The sequence below is a fragment of the Rariglobus hedericola genome, from assembly GCF_007559335.1.
Classification (GTDB): domain Bacteria; phylum Verrucomicrobiota; class Verrucomicrobiia; order Opitutales; family Opitutaceae; genus Rariglobus; species Rariglobus hedericola.
Genome location: NZ_VMBG01000001.1, coordinates 1,692,151 through 1,710,500, shown reverse-complemented (window position 1 = coordinate 1,710,500; position 18,350 = coordinate 1,692,151). Strand labels below are relative to the sequence as shown.

Here is an 18,350-nt window from a genome sequence, read left to right as displayed (position 1 = left end):
AACTCGATTGTCTAATGACGAATCGAGAAAACCGCCGCCCCGGCGCGGGGATCAGGCTTTGATCGTGGAGACGCCCGCGCCGATTTTACTATCGGCGGAAAGCGCGCCGCCGCCGGTTTCAAGCAGGACGAGGGCGGCGGCGAGGAGCGTCAGCGCGTATTCCATGCCGGCGGGCAGGAAGAAGGCGCTGGAGTGCACGGTGAAGATGGCCACCGCCATGATCACGACGGTGCTCAACGCAGCCAGGCGGGTGAACAGGCCAAGAATAAGCAGGATGCCGCCGATGAACTCACCGCCTGCCGCGAGGCCAGCCATGACGGGCGCGGGGTTGAGGCCCATGCTAGAAAAGCCGTTGACGGTGGCCTCGAAACCCTTGCCGCCGAACCAGCCGAACAGTTTTTGCGAACCGTGGCCGGCCATGACCGCGCCGACGACGAGGCGGAGGACAAGCGGGGACCAGAGGCTGGCGTTGGTGCGGACGAGACGGGCTTTGATGCTCATGGTGGTTGGGGGGCTGAGGACGGAATACGGAGAACGGAAGACTGAGGACAGAGGACGGACAAAGAAAGGCGGAGTTAAACTGTCTCGATTTTTTGGATACGGGCGATGTGGCGGCCGCCTTCGAACTCGGTGGCGAGCCAGGTGCGCGTGATCGTGATGGCCTCGGCTTCGGTGACGGTGCGTTGGCCGAGGGAGAGGACGTTGCCGTCGTTGTGCGAGCGGTTCCAGATGGCGACCTGTTCGTTCCAGCACAGGCCGCAGCGGATGCCCTTCACTTTGTTGGCGACGATGGCTTCGCCGTTGCCGGAGCCGCCGAGCACGATGCCGCGCTGGTATTCGCCACGGGCGACCGCCTCGGCGGTGGGACGGATGAAATCGGGATAATCGCACGACGCGTCGGAGTAAGTGCCGAAATCGCGGACGGTGTGGCCGTCGGCGAGGAGCGCGGCTTTGATGGCTTCCTTATAAGTGAAACCGGCGTGGTCGGAACCGATTGCGATGGAATAGGTCTTCATGAAAAATATATTACAACAGGCGGGGCGATGTCTGGAATGTCGTTATTCTGCGCGCTTCCGCTGGCAGCAAATCAAAACGCTTACGTCCGGTTTTAACCTTATCCCATGAAAACTCCTCTTCCGTTTTGTCTGTCCCTCATGCTGATCACGTTGAGCGCGGGTTGCTCCTCCTCGCCCCAGTCGAGAATCAGTAAAAACCAGGGGGCCTACGACAGTTATCCGGCCGAGGTGCGCACCGCGATCAGCAAGGGCGAAGTGCAGGTCGGGTTTAACCCTGACCAAGTGAAGCTGGCCTTGGGTGCGCCTGATCGCGTGCTGACTCGCAAGAGCAGTTCGGGTGATTCCGAAGTATGGGTTTACCGTGATAAGAGCCCGAGCTTCGGTCTTGGTTTGGGCGTGGGCTTGGGCGGCGGCCCCGTGGGAGTAGGCGCAGGCGTCAACACGTCGGGACGCGAGTTCCCCGACGAAAAAATGCGGGTGGTTTTCACAGCTGGACGTGTGACGGCGATCGAGCAGACTGAGCGCTGAACGAACCGTCCGCTTTTAATAAAAAATGAAACCCTTCGGCCTGTTGGTGGCGTTGTTGGCGATGACCCTGGGTTTTGCGGGCTGCGCGACACCGGATGCGCGCATCAAACGATCACCGGAAGTGTTTGCCCGGCTCAGTCCGGACCAGCAGGCGCTCGTCAAGGAAGGCCGTGTGGCCATTGGCTTCGATGAAGACGCCGTGATGCTCGCCCTCGGTTTGCCGGACCGCAAGTGGACGCGGACGGATGCCAAAGGCACCCAGGAAGTGTGGAGTTATACGACTTGGGAAAACGATTTGGGCCAGCCGCTTTATCGCGGATGGTATCATCTGAGTCCGGACTTTTCGCCGGTTTATTATTTGAACTATCCTGCCCGCCGTGAGCGTGAGTATTTCAAAGTGATCTTTGGTGCCGACCGAAAAGTTTCCGTCATCGAAGAAGATACTCACGGCTGAAAAATGGTATAAAGTGGGGATAGGCTAGCTCTTGCATTGGAGCATCGGACTGGTTGCTTTTATCTTATGCCCGGCTGGATAGCGGAAAACCGCGACTACCTCTTTTTCGTTTTGGCATGCCTGACTCTTTTCGGGTTGTTGGAAACATGGTTGCGCCGCCGCACTCCGCACGGATGCTTGCCTTGGATGGCGTGGCCGGCGTTGGGAGTGCTGCTATGCTCCGGCTGGTTTTTGGTCGAGAATGGCGGACAATCCGAAAGCCGCCGCATCCAGGATTTCATGCAGGGAGTGGCGCCGACTTATGCGCAGGAGATGACGCGCATGGGCCATGCGGGTCTGACGCTGGACACGCCGCCGGACGATACCAACTACCAGCGGATGATCGCCGCCACGAAGCGTTGGAAAGCGGTCAATCCGGTGATCAGCGATGTTTATACGTTTCGCAAAATTGACGGTGTGGTGAGGCTCTTCGTCTCCAGCGAGACGGACTACGATCGTGATGGTAAGTTTGAAGGTCCGCGCGAACAACGCGTGCCGCTCGGCAAGGAATACCCGCAAGCTGACGAAAACATGCTGCGCGCCCTCGCGGGTGAACGCACGTTCTCCGACGAGCCGGTGCATGACGAGTGGGGCGTCTGGGTCAGCGCCCAAGTGCCGTTGTTCGATGAGCAGGGAAAAATCGAGGGCGCGCTGGGCGTTGATTATCCCGCCGAGAAGTGGATCGCGGCGATTTCCGTCGGGCGGCAGCGCATGATCTGGCTGATGGCGGTGCCGGTTTTGATCTTGGGATTTGCGACGGCGACGACCGGGGCGTTGCGCACGGAAGTGGATGCGCGGCGCAGCATTGAAAAACAGCTTCGTGAGAGTGAGGCGCGGTTGCGCACGGCGATCGATGGCATTCCGTTTGATGTTTGGGTGATGGATCTGACGAACCGGTATGTGCTGACCAACGCGTCTTCACGCGAGAATTGGGGCGAGTGCGTCGGTAAAGGCCTGGCGGATCTTGGGCTGACTCCAGAAGCGCTGAAAATGTGGGAGGAGAAAAACCTCCGGGCGTTTGCGGGCGAAGTGGTGCGGTCGGAGGTTTTCCAGATGGTCGATGGTGAGAGCCGGCTCCTTCACAGCATCATCGCGCCGGTGCGAGTGGCCGACAAGGTCCTGGGTATCATCGGTCTGAATGTGGACTTCACCGAACGCTTCAAGGCCGAGGAGGCGCTGCGTAAATCAGAGCGCCGGTTCGCGCTGCATGTGATGCAGACTCCGCTCGCGGTGATCGAATGGGATACGGAGTTTCGCGTGACGGCGTGGAATCCCTCGGCCGAGCGCATCTTTGGGTTCACGGCGGCCGAGATGCTGGGCAAGGTCGCGACGCCTTTCATCGTGGTCGAAAGTGCCCGCGAGCAAGTCGCCGAGGTCTGGCAATCGGTCATCAATCGTCGCGGCGGCTGGCGCAACACCAACGAAAACTGCACGAAGGACGGCCGCGTGATCCTGTGCGACTGGTATAACACGCCGCTGGTGGATGACGATGGCCGCGTGATCGGCGTGGCTTCGCATTGTGAAGATATCACCCAGCGTGAAATCTTGGAGAAACAACTGCGGCAGACGCAAAAAATCGAGTCACTGGGCCAGCTTGCGGCGGGTGTCGCGCATGAATTCAACAACCTGCTGACGCCGATGTTGCTCCGCTTGGAAATGCTGCGAGCCGACCGCGAAGGCGACCCTGACTTGCTGGCGGCTTTGCGCTCCATCGAAGATGCGATCGAACAGGCCGCGCAATTGAATCAACGCATTCTGGCAGTCGGGCGCCGGTCCAGCGGCAAACGTGAGTTGATGGCGCTTAATCCGGTGGTGGACGACACGATCGGGCTTTTGCGGCACACGGTGGACCGTCGTATCGCGCTCGACATGAAACTGGCCGCAGGGCTCGGGCCGCTGCTCCTGGACCGCTCACAAGTGGCGCAGATCGTGGTTAATCTCACGCTGAATGCGCGCGATACCTTGCTCGAAAAATATCCGACCTTCGCCGGCACCGATTGGATTCCGCGTATCGAGGTTTCGACTACAATGGTGCAGGCGGCGGCACCGGTCGAAGGGGCGTCTTATGCGCCGTTCATGCGTGCCTGCCAGCGGCTGACGGTTTCTGACAACGGCGCGGGCATGACGACCGAGGTGAGGTCGCATGTCTTCGAGCCGTTCTACACAACCAAATCACCGGGGCAGGGCACCGGGCTTGGTCTGGCGGTGGTATGGAACGTCGTGAAGAACCTCAATGGCTGGATCGAGATCGAAAGTCAGCCCGGTGAGGGCACGTCGTTTCATGTTTATTTTCCGGTGCCCGATGCGCCGCCGCCGGTCTTTTTATCGGGTCCGCCATCGCCGGTGGCGGCCGTCTCGAGCTCCGTCGGCAACGGGCTGAACATCCTGCTGGTGGACGACAATATCTTCGTGGCCGAAACGATCAACCGGTTGCTTACGCGCGAAGGGCACAACGTGACCTATGCGCAAAATGGCGAAGAGGCCTGGGAGCTGTGCTCCGATGGCAAGGACGGCGCGTTTGATCTGATCATGACCGACCAGAACATGCCCGTGATGACGGGCGTGGAACTGGTTCGCACGCTGCGCAAGGCCGGTTCGACCGTGCGCGTAGTCGTGGTGAGCGGACACTTGTCCGCGGAGCTGACCAAGGAGCTGAATTCCCTCGGCGTGAACGGCCTGCTGGCGAAGCCGTTCACACAAAAGGAACTGATGGCGATGGTCGCGGCGTCGGTCAGTGCTTCACGTGAACAGCCTCGCCCTTCGGCTGGTTGATCTGCTTCAGGAGATCGCCGAACCAGGGCAGGGTGGTGTCGAACGGCTTGCCGCCCTTGATGCGGGGAAACTCGATCGCGCGGAGCACGTTCTTCTGGTCCTCATCGTGGCCGATGACGCCGCTCTCGCGACGCAGGGCGCATTCGACGGCGAGATCGGTGCAGCTCTTGATGAGGCGCAGGTCGTCGGCGTTGGCGGCGGCGGCGCGGGCGTAGTAGCCGGACTTTTGGACGAGAACTTTTTCGGCTCCGAGTTGTTTGGCGAATTGTTCGCCGAACCATTTGCCGGGGTTGACGGCGTCGAGTTTCACGTGGCCGAACGCGTCGCGCGGGACCTCCTGGCCCTTGGCCTGCATCTCGGCGACGATGGACTCCACGCCGGCGCCTTCGCTGATGAAGATGTTTACGTTGTCATGCTTGTCCATGATCGCCTTGAGGCGGGCGGCCTCGGCGTTGAGGTCGATGGCGAGCTCGGGGAGATAGATGGCGTGGACCTCGAGGTTTTCGCGCGAGAGACCGAGGCCGGGGACGAATTCCTCGCGATCGAGGAGCTTGCGGTATTCGACGGCGGTGGCGGCAGTGAGCCAGCCGCAGGAACGGCCCATGACCTCGTGGATGATGAGCATGCGAGGGTTGGCGTTGTGCTCGGAGACGACGTTGCGGAAGTAACGCGCGCCGTGTTCGGCGGCAGTGTAGGCGCCGAGTGATTGGCGGATGGGGAACACGTCGTTGTCGATCGTCTTGGGCAGACCGATGACGGTGAGGCCGTAGTTATTTTTAGCGAGGAAGGCGGCGAGGTCGGCGGCGGCGGTGTTGGTATCGTCACCACCGATGGTGTGGAGGATGTCCACGCCGTCTTTGATGAGCTGGTCGGCGGCGACTTTTTGCGGGTCCTGGCCTTCTTTAACGAGGCCGCGTTTCACGCAGTCTTTGACGTTGGTGAGTTTGACGCGGGAGTTGCCGATGGGGCTGCCGCCGTGCTTGTGAAGGATAGGAGCGGCGGCGCGCTCGGCGGGGCCGATCTTGTAGCTGTCGCCGAGGAGGAGACCTTTGTAGCCGCCGTGGTAGGCGATGATCTCGATGTCGGGCGCGATCTCGGTGTAGCGCTCGATCAATCCGCCGACGGCGGAGCTAAGGCAGGGCGCGAGGCCACCTGCGGTGAGAAGAGCGACTTTCTTGGGACGGGAGGGAGTTGTCATGTGGTGTCGGGAAAAGTGGAGGGACGAATTAGCACTATGTCGGCCAGAAGGCCGGTGATCTAGGGAAAATGTATTATGCTGCGTATCGGGTTTAGCTCTACGGAACTGAACAGGGATTTAGTGCACTCTTCGGGTGCATGAAAACGCTTCTTCCAGCGATATTAACAACTTCATTTATCCTTTCGGTCTCCTCCGCGCACGCGCAGAACGCCCAGACCGAGCCCGAACCGGTTGCCCCGGTGGAGCAGACGATTCCAGTGGAGCGGGCGCGCAATGCGCCGGTGTTCACTATTTATTTTGAAAACGACTACTTCGGTGGCGAAGACCAGCACTACACCAATGGCGTGAAGTTGTCGTGGGTCAGCGGCGATCTCAGCGAGTGGGGCCAGGAAGGCTGGCGCAAGGGCTTCATCGAATCCCTGCCTTTCGTGAACAAGCCCGACCGCCAGAAAAATATCGGTGTGTCGCTCGGCCAGAATATCTACACGCCTCAGGACACCAATCTGGCTGTTCCTGATCCGACGGACCGTCCCTATGCGGGCTGGACCTACCTTGAGTTTAGCTTTGTGAGCAAGACCGACCGCGTGATGGACACCGTGTCGATTCAGCTGGGCATCGTCGGTCCGCATTCTTACGCGGAGGACACGCAACGCATCGTCCACGAGTGGATCAACGACGACGTGCCGCGCGGCTGGAATTCGCAGCTCAAGGACGAGCCCGGCGTGAACTTGGTTTTCGAGCGTAAATGGCGCCTCTACGGCCGCACGTTTGGCAAGACGCTGGGTGTGGATTTTGTGCCGCACGTCGGCGCCAGTCTCGGTAACGTGCAAACCTACGCCAACGCCGGCGGTATGGCGCGTATCGGCCTGAACCTGCCGAGCGATTTCGGCGTGGATCTGATCCGTGGCGGCGGCGCGGTGAGTGCGCCGGTGAATGACGATGATCCCCGCGTCTCTGCGAAGCGCAACTGGAGCCTTTTCGTATTCGGTGGCGGTGATGGCCGTGCCGTGGGCCGCGATATTTTCCTCGATGGAAATACGTTTCGCGATGGCCCGAGCGTGGACAAAAAGAACTTCGTCGGCGACGCCTACTACGGTATCGGTGTGATCCTCGGGACCTGGCAGCTGACCTATACCGAAGCGGTGCGCACGATCGAATTCAAGGGGCAGGATGATAAGAGCTATTTCGGCTCGGTGACGCTTTCCAAGACCTTCTGAGTTTGTCGGGAAAGCACGGTGTTGAGCACGTCGGCGGCGCGATAAAGAGTTTCGCCCGCCGGCACATACCGCGAGATGTGGGCGACGTCGGCGCCCGCGGTGATCAAGGCGGGCTCGCGATAGTTGCCTTGGATTTGCCCGAGACCGACGGTGGCGAGCAGGCCGTTACAGAGGCATTTGCGGCCGACGGCGGACGAGGCTTCGCCACCCTTGCGGAAATAATTTCCGAGTGGTTCGGCTCCGCAGCGATAGCCAATCGTGCCGTCGGGTTTGGCGAAGGCTTCACGCAGGTATCCAAGATCGCATACGCGCGGACGTCCGGCGTAGCGCGTGGTGTTGGACAACGTGTCGGAGTGCTGGAGCACTTTGAACGGGAATCCCGTGGGCGAGGCGAACGGATCGGTGTGGAGATGCGTCGTGCCGCGAAAACTGAATGAAAGAACCTGCTTCTTCAGCGCGGTCATGATGCCGGATTCTTCACAGAAAGCGAAGGCGGTGCCGATTTGCACGCCGGTCGCGCCTTGGGCGAGGGCGGCTGCGAGTTGGCCGGGAGTCGCGTGGGCGCCGGCCAGCCAGAAAGGCAGGCCGAGCGCGCGGATTTTTTCTAGATCGGCCGTGTCGCGAGGACCATAGATTGGCTCACCTTGAGCGGTCAGTTGCAGGGCGCCGCGCGGCGGGGCGTTGTGACCGCCGGCGGATTCGCCCTCGACGATAAAGCCATCTACGCGGCCGGTGGATTTGCGGGCGAGGGTCGTGGCCAGTGTGGCCGAGCTGATGATCGCGAGAAAACGCGGACGCTTCAGGGCGGGCGCAGTGCCGCCGCAAAATGTGACTGGATCAAACCGTAGCACCGGTTCGTTCGCGCCGGCGGCGTCGGACACGTCGATTTTTATCTCGGCCGCTTCGCCCGCGGCAAACTGGTCGAGCACGCCGGGAATCGTGCGCGGGATGCCGGCGCCCATCAGCACGTAGTCCACACCGGCGAGCATCGCGCCGAACAACGACGGCAGAGTGGGGAGCTGGATTTTTTCCAGCAGGTTGATGCCGACGACGCCCGTGTGACCTTCCTTCGAGAGGAAGACCTCGACGAAGTTAGCTATCACGGTGAGCTCAATGAATGCCGCCGTCGCGGTATACGTGGGCATCTCGACGGACTTGAAGGGGCGGTCGGCGGCTTTGCCTCCTTCGACAAACCAAGCGGCCAATACGCGTTCCGCCATCTCGGGAAAAGGGAAGTTCGCGAGTGCGCGCCGCAACTCGCCGCCGGGATCGCCTTGCTGGAGGCGCCGCGCTAGCACGACGGTGAGCAGCGTGCCGGAAACCACGCCGAGCTGACCTTGTCGCGATACGGCGAGGGCCAGTTTCCAGTTGGAGACACCCACACCCATTCCTCCCTGAATAATAATCGGCAGTGACATGTCCGCCAACTCAACGGACAGCCGCCTTGCCGTGAAAGCGGCATCTCTCCTGCGGACGCATTGTGATGGGTCCTGATTAAGGACCAATCGAAACGCTTATGCGTCGGTCGGTGGCAGCGTGCCGTCTTTGTCCACCGCGCGCTTCAGTTTGAAAAACGCCTGGATCAACGTGCGGCATTCGTCTTCGAGCACGCCGCCCGCGGTGAGATCGAGCGTGTGGTTGACGCGGGGCAGGGCGTTCAAATCCGTCGCGCCCCCGAGGCAGCCCATCTTGGGATCGGGGACGGCGTAGCAGACGCGTTTCAACCGCGACATGAGCGTGGCGCCCGAGCACATCGGGCAAGGCTCCTTGGTCACGTAGAGTGTGCAGTTTTCGAGACGCCAGTTGCCAAGCTTCGTGGCGGCCTGGGTGATCGCGAGCATCTCGGCGTGCGCGGTTGGATCCTGCGAACTCTCCACCGTATTATGGGAGAAGGCGATGACCTCGCCGCCATGCTCGATCACGCAGCCGATGGGCACCTCGTCCTGACGCCAGGCGTCGATCGCCTGGTTGTAGGCGAGGCTCATGAAGAACGTGTCGTCACGCACGAGCTGGGACGGGAAACGTTTTTCAAACGGGCAATCTTGGGAGTTGGGAGGTGTCATGGGTGCGCGGACGGGTGGTGAGCCGCAACCGGCCTTCCGAGGAAAACCTTGACTTACGAGGGGGGCAGATGCCTTACAAGTAGCTTTTATACACCGACCTGAACGCATGATCATCCCTGTCCCTGGCCTCGTTGCCGCTGTTAACCATGTCTGAATCCTCTGACGGCAAGTCCATCGAAGTTGAAGGTAAAGTCGTGACCGTCCTCCCCGGCACGATGTTCAAGGTCCAGTTGTCCAACGGTCACATCGTGCTCGCGCACATCTCCGGCAAGCTCCGCAAGAACTTCATCAAGATCGCGGCCGGCGACGGCGTGAAGATGGAGATGAGCCCCTATGATCTCGAGAAGGCGCGCATCACCTACCGCATGAAGGACGTGAACGCCCAGCCGTTCCAGGCCCGCAAGCGTCGCTACTGAGCGATCTCCGGAGCATCCGCTTATTTCAATCGACGCCGTCCATCCGACGGCGTCTTTTTTGTGTCCGGTGGCCGACCCTTTTTCACATCCTGATGCGCCCGACGCGGCCGGCGGCGGATTGCCCGACGACCTCGATGATCCGATCCGCGATTTCGGCAACTCGCTCACGCTCGAACGCGGTCGCTCCGACCGCACGCTCGAAGCCTACGAGAGTGATCTGCGACAGTGCGCCGCGCACCTCGCCCGCGTCGGAGTGAAAAGTTGGAAGGCCGCGACGGGGGACCACGTGATGGCGTGGTTGTATTCCCTGAAGATCGAGCCGGCATCGAATGCGCCGGATGATGCGGAGAGCACGGACTACTCCGTGGCCAGCCTCGCTCGAAAACTCTCCGCGCTCCGCATGTTTGCCCGTCACCTCGTGCGCGAGCGGGTCAGGACCGATGATTTTACGGAGTTGCTTCAAGGGCCGAAGTTGCGGCGCAAAATGCCAGGCACGCTCAACACGACGGAGATCGATGCGCTGTTGTCCGCGCCGGTCGGCGGCGATGCGCATGCGCTGCGCGACCGGGCGATCCTGGAGTTGTTTTATTCGAGCGGACTGCGCGTGTCGGAACTCGCGGGACTCAACATCCAGCAAGTCGATCTCGAAGCCGGTTTCCTGCGTGTGTTCGGCAAAGGCTCGAAGGAGCGCGTGGTGCCGGTGGGCGGTAAAGCGTCCGAGGCGCTGGGTGCTTATTTGACGGCGGGGCGTCCGCATTTCGTGAAACCGAAGACGAGCAGCCAGCTCTTCCTGAGTGAACGCGGCACGGCGATCTCGCGACAGATGTTGTGGGTGCTCGTGAAAAAATACGCGAAGCAGGCCGGCATCACCAAACCGGTGAAACCGCATTTGCTGCGGCATTCCTTTGCGACGCATTTGCTCGGCGGCGGGGCGGACCTGCGTGCGATCCAAGAGATGCTCGGACACGTTAATATCGCGACGACCCAGATCTACACCGCGGTGGAGGAAAAACGTCTGCTCGACCAGCACGCGAAATTCCATCCGCGCAACCAAACCGGCCGCTGATTTTCGAGGCGGGAAAGCTGCGCGGGAAGGCCTTGCGTGATCCCGTTCTCTTGGTAGCGGTGGGACGATGGAATTTTTCGGCATCTACTCCCTGCCCACGGCGCTCGAAGTCGCGCTTAAGATTTTTTGTATCGTGCACGTGATCCGCAACGACCGGAGCTACCTCTGGATCATGCTCATCCTGTTTCTGCCATTTTTCGGATCGGCGATTTATTTCTGCATGGAAATCCTGCCCGGCCTGAAGACCGGTGGCCGTCGTGGCGGTGCATCGTTTAAGGTTCCGCAGACCTCGGCGCGCACGATTTCGAAGATGCGGGAGCAACTGGAGTTTTCCAATACCACGCAAAACCGCACGCGGCTTGCCCAGGCGTTGGCCTCGGCCAAACGCTTTCCTGAGGCGCTTGATACGCTCAACGACTGTCTGCAGGGCGTCTTCAAAGACGACCCGCTCCTGACCTACGAACGAGCGCAGGTTTATTTTGCCGCCGGCCGCTATGACGAAGCGCTGGCCGATCTCACCCGCCTTGATGAACTCCGGTCGCGGCATGCGGCGCCCGCCCGGTTTTTGCTGGCGGCTCGCTGCCATGAGGCGCTTGGGGACGAGACCTTGGCGCTACGCACGTATGAAGAGGCCGTTTCGGTCGGTTCGGGCGAAGAGGCGCGCAGTCGATATGCGCAACTGCTTAACAAAACCGGCCGCACGGATGAAGCCGGCCGGCTGTTTCGGGAAATTATCAGCCACGCCAAACACGGTGATCGTCACTATCGTCGGCTAAACGGCGAGTGGATTAAAGTCGCCAAGGCCCACGTGGCCAAGGTTTAGCCGAATCGATCGCGCGTTTCTGTGCGGCGTATTGCAAGAAGCACGGCGTTAACGCGGCAGGCAAAAACCCCTTGACCGGTCGGGGATTCAAGGCGTCATGGTTTTCTTTTAACGGCCGTGAACATAACGCATTCGTCCACTCCCGCCAACCGCGCAACCCGCGAGGTTTTGACGCGGGAAAATGGCAGTGCGCGACAGGTTCTTCGGCACGAATTTGGTTTCTGTGCTAAGGTGCGCGATGTTTAACCCTTTCCAGCGTTTCCAACGGCAGGTGGTTACGACCACGGATTTCTGTTCCCACACATGAGCGACAAGATCACCCACGAATGCGGTATTGCGATGGTCCGGCTGCTGAAGCCGCTTTCCTACTACCAGGAAAAATACGGCACGCCGCTGTGGGGCTTCACGAAGCTGTTTCTCCTCATGGAGAAGCAACACAATCGCGGCCAGGACGGCGCCGGTGTGGCCTGCGTGAAGAGCGACATCGCCGCGGGCGATCCGTTCATGTTCCGCGAGCGTTGCGTGAAGACCAACCCGCTCGACAAGATTTTCAAAACCCTCCTCGGGCAGTATAACGAGAAAGTCGCCGAGGGGATCATCCATCCCGAGTTCGCCGACACGGTGAAGAAGCACTTCGACTTCGGTGGCGAGCTCCTCATGGGCCATCTGCGCTACGGCACCAGCGGCGGCTACAACATCTCGTCCTGCCATCCGTTTTTCCGCCGCTCGCCCTGGCCCACGCGCAATCTCGCGCTGTGCGGCAACTTCAACATGACGAACACCGAGGAGCTCAACCGCTCGCTCATCGCCATGGGCCAGCACCCGATCTTCGCCACCGACACCCAGGCGATGCTCGAAAAAATCGGCTTCTTCCTCGACGAGGAACACGACGAGCTCTTCCGCAAATTCCGCAGCGAAGGCCTCACGCCCGAAGAGACCTCGCGCAAGATCAGCGACGAACTCGACCTGACGCGCGTCATCACCCGCTCCGCGACGAAGTGGGACGGCGGTTACACCCTCTGCGGACTCATCGGCAACGGCGACGCCTTCGTCGCCCGCGACCCGTCGGGCATCCGCCCCTGCTGGTATTTCCAGAACGACGAAGTCATCGCCTTCGCCTCCGAGCGCGCGCCGCTCATGACAGTGTTCGATCTCACGCTGGAAGAGCCGAAGGAAGTCCCGCCCGGCAACGTGATCGTGATGAAGCGCAACGGCGCCATCAGCACCGCGCCGTTCACCCCGCCGCTCCCGCGCACCTCGTGCTCCTTCGAGCGCATTTATTTCTCCCGCGGTAACGACATTGAGATCTACAAGGAGCGTAAGCTCCTCGGCAGCCGCCTCACCGAGCAGGTCCTCAAAGCCGTCAATCACGACTGGGAAAACACCGTATTCAGCTTCGTGCCGAACACGGCCGAAGTCGCCTTCTATGGCCTGATGCACGGTCTGCGTGAGAAGCGCCGTATCGAGGTGAAGACCGCTCTGCGTGAAGCCGCCAAGGCCGGCACGCTCACCGATGAACTCATCGACGACCTCATTCTGCACAACTGGCCGCGCGGTGAGAAGGTCGTGTCGAAGGACATCAAAATCCGCACCTTCATCGGACAGGAAGGCATGCGCAACCAGCTCGCGAGCCACGTTTACGACATCACCTACGGCTCGGTGAAGCCCAAGGATCACCTCGTGTGCGTGGACGACTCTATCGTGCGCGGCACCACGCTGCGTCGCTCGATTCTGCGCATCCTCTCGCGGCTCAACCCGAAGAAGATCGTGATCGTCTCGACCGCGCCGCAGATCCGTTTCCCCGATTGCTACGGCATCGACATGTCGGAGCTCGGCAAATTCGTCGCCTTCGAGGCAACCGTCGCGCTCCTCAAGGAAAGCGGCCAAGGCCACATCCTCCAGGAAGTTTACGAGCTCTGTCGCCAGGCCGTCGCGAAGGGCGAGTGCGTGAACCACGTCCGCAAGATCTACGAGCCGTTCACCCCCGAGCAGATTTCCGCTAAGATCACCGAGCTGGTGCGCCCGAAGAACATCGAATGGAAGGGTGAGTTTGAGGTGATCTTCCAGACCATCGAAAACCTGCACGCCGCCGTGCCGAACCACACGGGCGACTGGTATTTCACCGGCAAGTATCCGACCCCCGGCGGCTTTCGCGTCGTGAATCAGGCCTACCTGAACTACTTCGAAAAAGGCGACGGACGCAGCTACTGAGCGTCTTCCATTCCTGACAACCACGAGTCCACTTCTGCATGTCCCTCAGCTACGAATCCTCCGGCGTTAACTACGACCAACTCGACGCCTTCAAGCGCGCCTGCCAGAAGGCAGCCAAGACCACCGCGCCGCTCCTCGCTTCGCACGGTTACGCCGAGCCTGCCAACACGCGCGGCGAAAGCTGCTACCTCATGGAGGCCGACACCCACTTCCTCGCCCACGTCGAGGAAGGTCTCGGCACCAAGAACCTCGTGGCTGACGCCGTCTATGCGCAGACGGGCAAGAATTTTTACAGCGAGATCTCCATCGATACCGTCGCGACCATCGTCAATGACCTGGTGACCTGCGGCGCCCTGCCGATCTCGGTCGCCATGCATGCGGCGGTCGGCGAGTCCGCATGGTTCACGGACGCGAAGCGCATGGAAGCGCTCGTCGAGGGCTGGGCCGAAGGCTGCCGCCAAGCCGGCGCTGTCTGGGGCGGTGGCGAAACGCCCACGCTCCGCGGCATCGTCAATGCCGACGCCATCGTGCTCGCCGGTTCCGCGATTGGCAAAGTTGAGCCGAAGTCCCAGCGCATTACCGGCGACGTGAAAGACGGCGACGCCATCGTGTTCCTTGCCTCGTCCGGCGTGCAGACCAACGGCCTGTCGCTCTGCCGTCTGATCGCTTCGAAACTGCCGCAAGGTTATCAAACGCCGATCGGCCACGGCGATTCACGCACCTACGGCGAAGCGTTACTCGCGCCGTCGGTCATCTACGTGAAGTTCGTCGCGGCCTGCCAAAAGGCCGGCATCAAACTCAACTACGTCTCGCACGTCACCGGCCACGGTTGGCGCAAGCTGATGCGTCTCGACGAGCCGTTTGTTTACGAGATTACGAACCCCGGCGAAGAGCCGGCGCTCTTCAAGTTCCTCCGTGAAGCCGGTCCGATCACGCTGCGCGAGGCGTATGCGACCTTTAACCAAGGCATCGGTTTCGCCGCCTACGTGTCACCCGACGCGCTCGACGCAACCCTCGCCGCCGCCAAGGCCTCGGGCTACACCGCGTGGCACGCCGGCACCGTGAAGAAAGACGGCGACCGCAAGGCTGTGGTGATTCCGTCGCTCGGTCTCGAATACGACGGCAGCACGCTGCAGGTGCGCTGAGGCGGAGTTTGGGACAGGATGAACGCTGGCTCCGACATCCTGCTTCCATCCTGTTAATTCTGTCTAAATTCCGCGGGTCTTAACGGCCCTTGCGGTCGCGCCAGTGGGCACCGGGTTTGCCCTTCGAGTGCCAAGTCGGATGACCGCCGCCGAAGGCTTTGCCCTTGTAGGTCTTATCCTGATTGTTGCCGGCGTCGCCCTTTTGTTTGCCGCCCTTGCCGAGGGATTGCTGGTGTCCGGCGCGCTTCGGTGAGTTGGCGAGCGAGTTGGCCGGATCGACGCGCGGGGCGGCTCCGCCTTCGTAAGCAAAACCTTCCACGGGCACGACCGGGATGGACTGGCCGATGAGTTTCTCGATGGCGACGATCTCGTTGGCTTCCTGCGGAGTGACGAGCGTCACGGCATCACCCGTGGCGGCGGCGCGACCCGTGCGGCCGATGCGGTGGACATAATCCTCGGCGTGGAGCGGCACGTCGAAATTGATGACATGCGACACGCCGGCGACGTCGATGCCGCGCGCGGCGATGTCGGTGGCGACGAGCACGCCGCAGCGCCCGGTCTTGAATTTATCCAGGGCATCCACGCGCTGGCCTTGCGTGCGTTCGGCATGGATGACGACGCAGGCCTGGTTTTCGAGGCGCAGCTGGTGGGCGACGCGGTCGGCGCCTTTGCGCGTGCGGGTGAAGACGATCACGCTCTTGAAATCGTCGCGCTTGAGCAGCGTGTAGAGCAGGTCGAGCTTTTGGTTTTCGGAGACCGGGTGGATCACGTGGTTGACCGACTCGGTCACGGGGCGCGTGCGGGCGATCTCGATGCGGTGGGCGTTGCGCAAGGCGAACTTGGCGACCTCTTCGAGCTTCGGCGGAATCGTGGCGGAGAAGAGGAGCGTCTGCCGCGTGGCAGGGCAGAGTTTCACGATGGCTTTGACGTCTTCGATGAAACCCATGTCCAACATGCGGTCCACTTCATCGAGGACGAGCACCTCGATGGACGAGAGGTTGATGAGCGTGCCGTCGAGGAACTCACGGAGACGGCCGGTGGTGGCGACGATCACATCGACGCCGGCGCGCAGGGCGTTGCGCTGAGGTCCGAGGGTGACGCCGCCGTGGAGCACGACGGATTTGAAATCGGTGAATTTACCGAGGGCGTGGAACGATTCATCGACCTGCGCGGCGAGTTCGCGGGTGGGTTCGAGCACGAGCACGCGGGGGCCGGTGGCGCGGTGGGGGCCGAGGCGGTTGAGAATGGGGAGGGCGAATGCGGCGGTTTTTCCGGTGCCGGTCTGCGCGGAAGCGATCAAATCACGCCCGGAGAGCACAACGGGGATGGCCTGCGCCTGGATCGGCGTGGGCTCGGTATAGCCCAAGGCTTGCGCGCCGCGCACGAGGCTGGAGTAGAGACCGAGTTTGGAAAAAGGCATGGCGCAGATTGGCGGGGGGAACACCGACGATGGCGAGGGGAAATCTTTAGGCTCTCATTTCGCGGCGGGGCTGCATAAGGTGTCGCATGGAAAAACTGAAATTTGCCGAGCTCGGGCTGTCCGCCGAGGTATTGAAGGCCGTGGACAAGATGGGGTTTGAAGAGGCTTCGCCGATCCAAACCGCCGTTATTCCGCTGTTGCTCTCGGGCAAAGACGTGGTCGGCCAGTCGGCCACCGGTTCGGGTAAAACCGCCGCGTTCGGCATTCCCGCCGTCGAGAAGGTGGATGCGAAGAAGAAGGCCGTGCAGGTCTTGATCCTTTGCCCGACGCGCGAACTCGCCGTTCAGGTGGCCGAGGAAATCGCTAAACTCGCGTTCTTCAAAACCGGCGTGCGCGAGGTGCCGATTTTCGGCGGCCAGCCGTATGACCGCCAGATCCGTGCCCTTGAGGGCGGTGCTCAGATCGTGATTGGCACGCCCGGTCGCGTGATGGACCACATGGAGCGCGGCACGCTGCGTCTCGATAACCTCAAGATGATCATCTTGGACGAGTGCGATCGCATGTTGGACATGGGCTTCCGCGATGACATCGAGAAGATCCTTTCCGAGACACCGGCCACGCGCCAGTCGCTGTTCTTCTCGGCCACGATGCCTCCAGCGATTCAGGCGATGATCAATCGCTTCCTGCCGAATCCGGAGTGGGTCAAGATCGCCGCGCTCGCGCAGAATGCGCCGAAGGTGGATCAGGTCTATTTCGAGGTGGATCGCCGCTACAAGATCGACGTGCTCACGCGCCTGATCGATCTGCATGATTTCCGCTACGGCATCATTTTCTGTTCCACCAAGGTCATGGTGGATGAGCTCGACGAACACTTGCACGCGCGCGGTTATGCGACCGACCGTCTGCATGGCGACATCACGCAGTCGACCCGCACGCGCGTGATGGACAAGTTCAAGCGCCGCGGTTTCGAGTTCCTCGTGGCGACGGATGTCGCTGCGCGCGGTCTCGACGTCGATGACCTTGAAGTGGTGTTTAACTTCGACCTGCCGAATGACGCCGAGGATTACACGCATCGCGTGGGCCGCACGGGTCGCGCCGGTCGCGAAGGCAAGGCCTTCACGTTCGTCGCCGGCCGCGAGCTCTATGGTTTGCAGAACATGATCCGCTACGGAAAATTGAAGATCCGTCGTGAGAATGTGCCGTCGCTCGACCAAGTCGAAGAGGCGCGTGAGAACGTGTTTTTTGAAAAGGTGCGCGGCGTGCTCGAAGCGGCCAAGTTCATCAAGCAGGACCGCTTTATCGATCGCTTGATGGAGCAGGGTTATCCGAGCACCGATGTGGTTTCCGCGCTGTTGCACATGATGCATGGCGGCGAAAAACCCGATGCTGCCCCGGCACCCGCCAAAGCTGGCGTGAAGGCGATAGCGACAAAACCGGCCGCGCATACGCCGGCACCGGCTTACGTGCCTGAGGCGCCGCGTCCGGCTCCGGCCGCTTTTGCCAAGGTTGCGAACAAGCCCAAGATCGCTCCGCCTGCCGCCCAAGAAGACCGTCCGGCGTTTCAGAATGCCCCGCACAAGCAGGCCGAGGATGCTCCCGTATCAGTCGAGCCCTCCGAAAAGGAGAAGGCGTTGTTTGAAAACGAAGAACCCGCCGCGGTGCGTCCGTCGAAGCAGAAGTTTCAGCGCGCAGCCCGCACGGGTCGTGAGCCGAACATGACCACGTTGTTCTTTAATGTGGGTCGCAAGCAGCTCATCACGCCGGCCGACATCGTCGGCAAGGTGGCGGGTGTCACGCGTCTGCCCGCCAATGTCGTCGGCGCGATGGACATTCACCAGCGTCACACGCTGGTCGATGTAACCAGCGAGCACGTCGAATTGATCATGCAAAAAATGAAGGGCATCCGCGTGAAGAACATCGCGCTGGAGCCCGCGCTGGCGACGGATGCGGATCGGGCGGCGGAGTGAGGCATAGTTGAGATT

The 18,350-nt window shown here is 61.2% G+C and carries 16 protein-coding genes; 10 read left to right on the top strand and 6 right to left on the bottom strand.

What is annotated here, in order from left to right:
• Nucleotides 1–51 precede the first annotated feature (51 nt).
• Together FPL22_RS07515 and rpiB are read right to left on the bottom strand one after the other, a co-directional pair.
• Nucleotides 52–501, bottom strand: a complete 450-nt coding sequence (locus FPL22_RS07515) for a DoxX family protein (protein WP_144229475.1) — start codon at nt 499–501, stop codon at nt 52–54.
• Between the two features lie 74 nt (nt 502–575).
• A complete protein-coding gene (rpiB, locus tag FPL22_RS07510) occupies nt 576–1,016 on the bottom strand; it encodes a ribose 5-phosphate isomerase B (protein WP_144229474.1) in 441 nt (146 codons plus the stop codon).
• A 105-nt stretch (nt 1,017–1,121) separates the two neighbouring features.
• On the opposite strand from rpiB, the gene FPL22_RS07505 reads away from it, so the two are divergent.
• The 3 genes from FPL22_RS07505 (at nt 1,122) to FPL22_RS07495 (ending at nt 4,809) form a co-directional block, all read left to right on the top strand.
• Nucleotides 1,122–1,544, top strand: coding sequence for a hypothetical protein (locus FPL22_RS07505; protein WP_144229473.1), 423 nt, complete (start codon nt 1,122–1,124; stop codon nt 1,542–1,544).
• A gap of 25 nt (nt 1,545–1,569) precedes the next feature.
• Nucleotides 1,570–1,998 (top strand): YajG family lipoprotein, encoded by a 429-nt coding sequence (locus tag FPL22_RS07500; RefSeq protein ID WP_144229472.1) that lies wholly within the window; start codon nt 1,570–1,572, stop codon nt 1,996–1,998.
• A 66-nt stretch (nt 1,999–2,064) separates the two neighbouring features.
• Complete coding sequence (locus FPL22_RS07495) at nt 2,065–4,809, top strand: PAS domain-containing hybrid sensor histidine kinase/response regulator (protein WP_144229471.1); 2,745 nt, start codon at nt 2,065–2,067, stop codon at nt 4,807–4,809.
• On the opposite strand, the gene FPL22_RS07490 is transcribed toward FPL22_RS07495, so the two are convergent.
• Complete coding sequence (locus FPL22_RS07490; protein ID WP_144229470.1) at nt 4,769–6,007, bottom strand: pyrophosphate--fructose-6-phosphate 1-phosphotransferase; 1,239 nt, start codon at nt 6,005–6,007, stop codon at nt 4,769–4,771. The two genes, FPL22_RS07495 and FPL22_RS07490, sit on opposite strands and share 41 nt — an antisense overlap.
• A gap of 137 nt (nt 6,008–6,144) precedes the next feature.
• On the opposite strand from FPL22_RS07490, the gene FPL22_RS07485 reads away from it, so the two are divergent.
• Nucleotides 6,145–7,224 carry a lipid A deacylase LpxR family protein gene (locus tag FPL22_RS07485; protein ID WP_144229469.1) on the top strand — a complete coding sequence of 360 codons (1,080 nt, stop codon included), beginning with the start codon at nt 6,145–6,147 and terminating at the stop codon, nt 7,222–7,224.
• On the opposite strand, the gene FPL22_RS07480 is transcribed toward FPL22_RS07485, so the two are convergent.
• Together FPL22_RS07480 and FPL22_RS07475 are read right to left on the bottom strand one after the other, a co-directional pair.
• Nucleotides 7,188–8,642 (bottom strand): nitronate monooxygenase, encoded by a 1,455-nt coding sequence (locus FPL22_RS07480; protein ID WP_144229468.1) that lies wholly within the window; start codon nt 8,640–8,642, stop codon nt 7,188–7,190. The two genes, FPL22_RS07485 and FPL22_RS07480, sit on opposite strands and share 37 nt — an antisense overlap.
• 96 nt (nt 8,643–8,738) lie before the next feature.
• Nucleotides 8,739–9,287: a nucleoside deaminase gene (locus FPL22_RS07475; RefSeq protein WP_144229467.1), complete on the bottom strand. Its 549-nt coding sequence runs from the start codon at nt 9,285–9,287 to the stop codon at nt 8,739–8,741.
• A gap of 146 nt (nt 9,288–9,433) precedes the next feature.
• Between FPL22_RS07475 and infA the strand changes: the two genes are divergently transcribed.
• The 5 genes from infA (at nt 9,434) to FPL22_RS07450 (ending at nt 14,948) form a co-directional block, all read left to right on the top strand.
• The gene (gene infA, locus FPL22_RS07470; protein WP_144229466.1) at nt 9,434–9,703 is read left to right on the top strand and encodes a translation initiation factor IF-1; all 270 of its coding nucleotides are present in this window, start codon (nt 9,434–9,436) and stop codon (nt 9,701–9,703) included.
• Nucleotides 9,704–9,770: 67 nt separating this feature from the next.
• Complete coding sequence (locus FPL22_RS07465) at nt 9,771–10,769, top strand: site-specific tyrosine recombinase (RefSeq protein ID WP_144229465.1); 999 nt, start codon at nt 9,771–9,773, stop codon at nt 10,767–10,769.
• A gap of 67 nt (nt 10,770–10,836) precedes the next feature.
• Entirely contained in the window at nt 10,837–11,592 is a 756-nt protein-coding gene (locus tag FPL22_RS07460; RefSeq protein ID WP_144229464.1) for a PLDc N-terminal domain-containing protein, read from the top strand.
• 303 nt (nt 11,593–11,895) lie between these two features.
• Entirely contained in the window at nt 11,896–13,803 is a 1,908-nt protein-coding gene (locus tag FPL22_RS07455) for an amidophosphoribosyltransferase (protein ID WP_144229463.1), read from the top strand.
• A 38-nt stretch (nt 13,804–13,841) separates the two neighbouring features.
• A complete protein-coding gene (locus FPL22_RS07450; protein WP_144229462.1) occupies nt 13,842–14,948 on the top strand; it encodes an AIR synthase-related protein in 1,107 nt (368 codons plus the stop codon).
• A gap of 79 nt (nt 14,949–15,027) precedes the next feature.
• On the opposite strand, the gene FPL22_RS07445 is transcribed toward FPL22_RS07450, so the two are convergent.
• Entirely contained in the window at nt 15,028–16,368 is a 1,341-nt protein-coding gene (locus FPL22_RS07445; protein ID WP_144229461.1) for a DEAD/DEAH box helicase, read from the bottom strand.
• 86 nt (nt 16,369–16,454) lie between these two features.
• Between FPL22_RS07445 and FPL22_RS07440 the strand changes: the two genes are divergently transcribed.
• Nucleotides 16,455–18,335, top strand: coding sequence for a DEAD/DEAH box helicase (locus tag FPL22_RS07440; RefSeq protein ID WP_144229460.1), 1,881 nt, complete (start codon nt 16,455–16,457; stop codon nt 18,333–18,335).
• Nucleotides 18,336–18,350 lie beyond the last annotated feature (15 nt).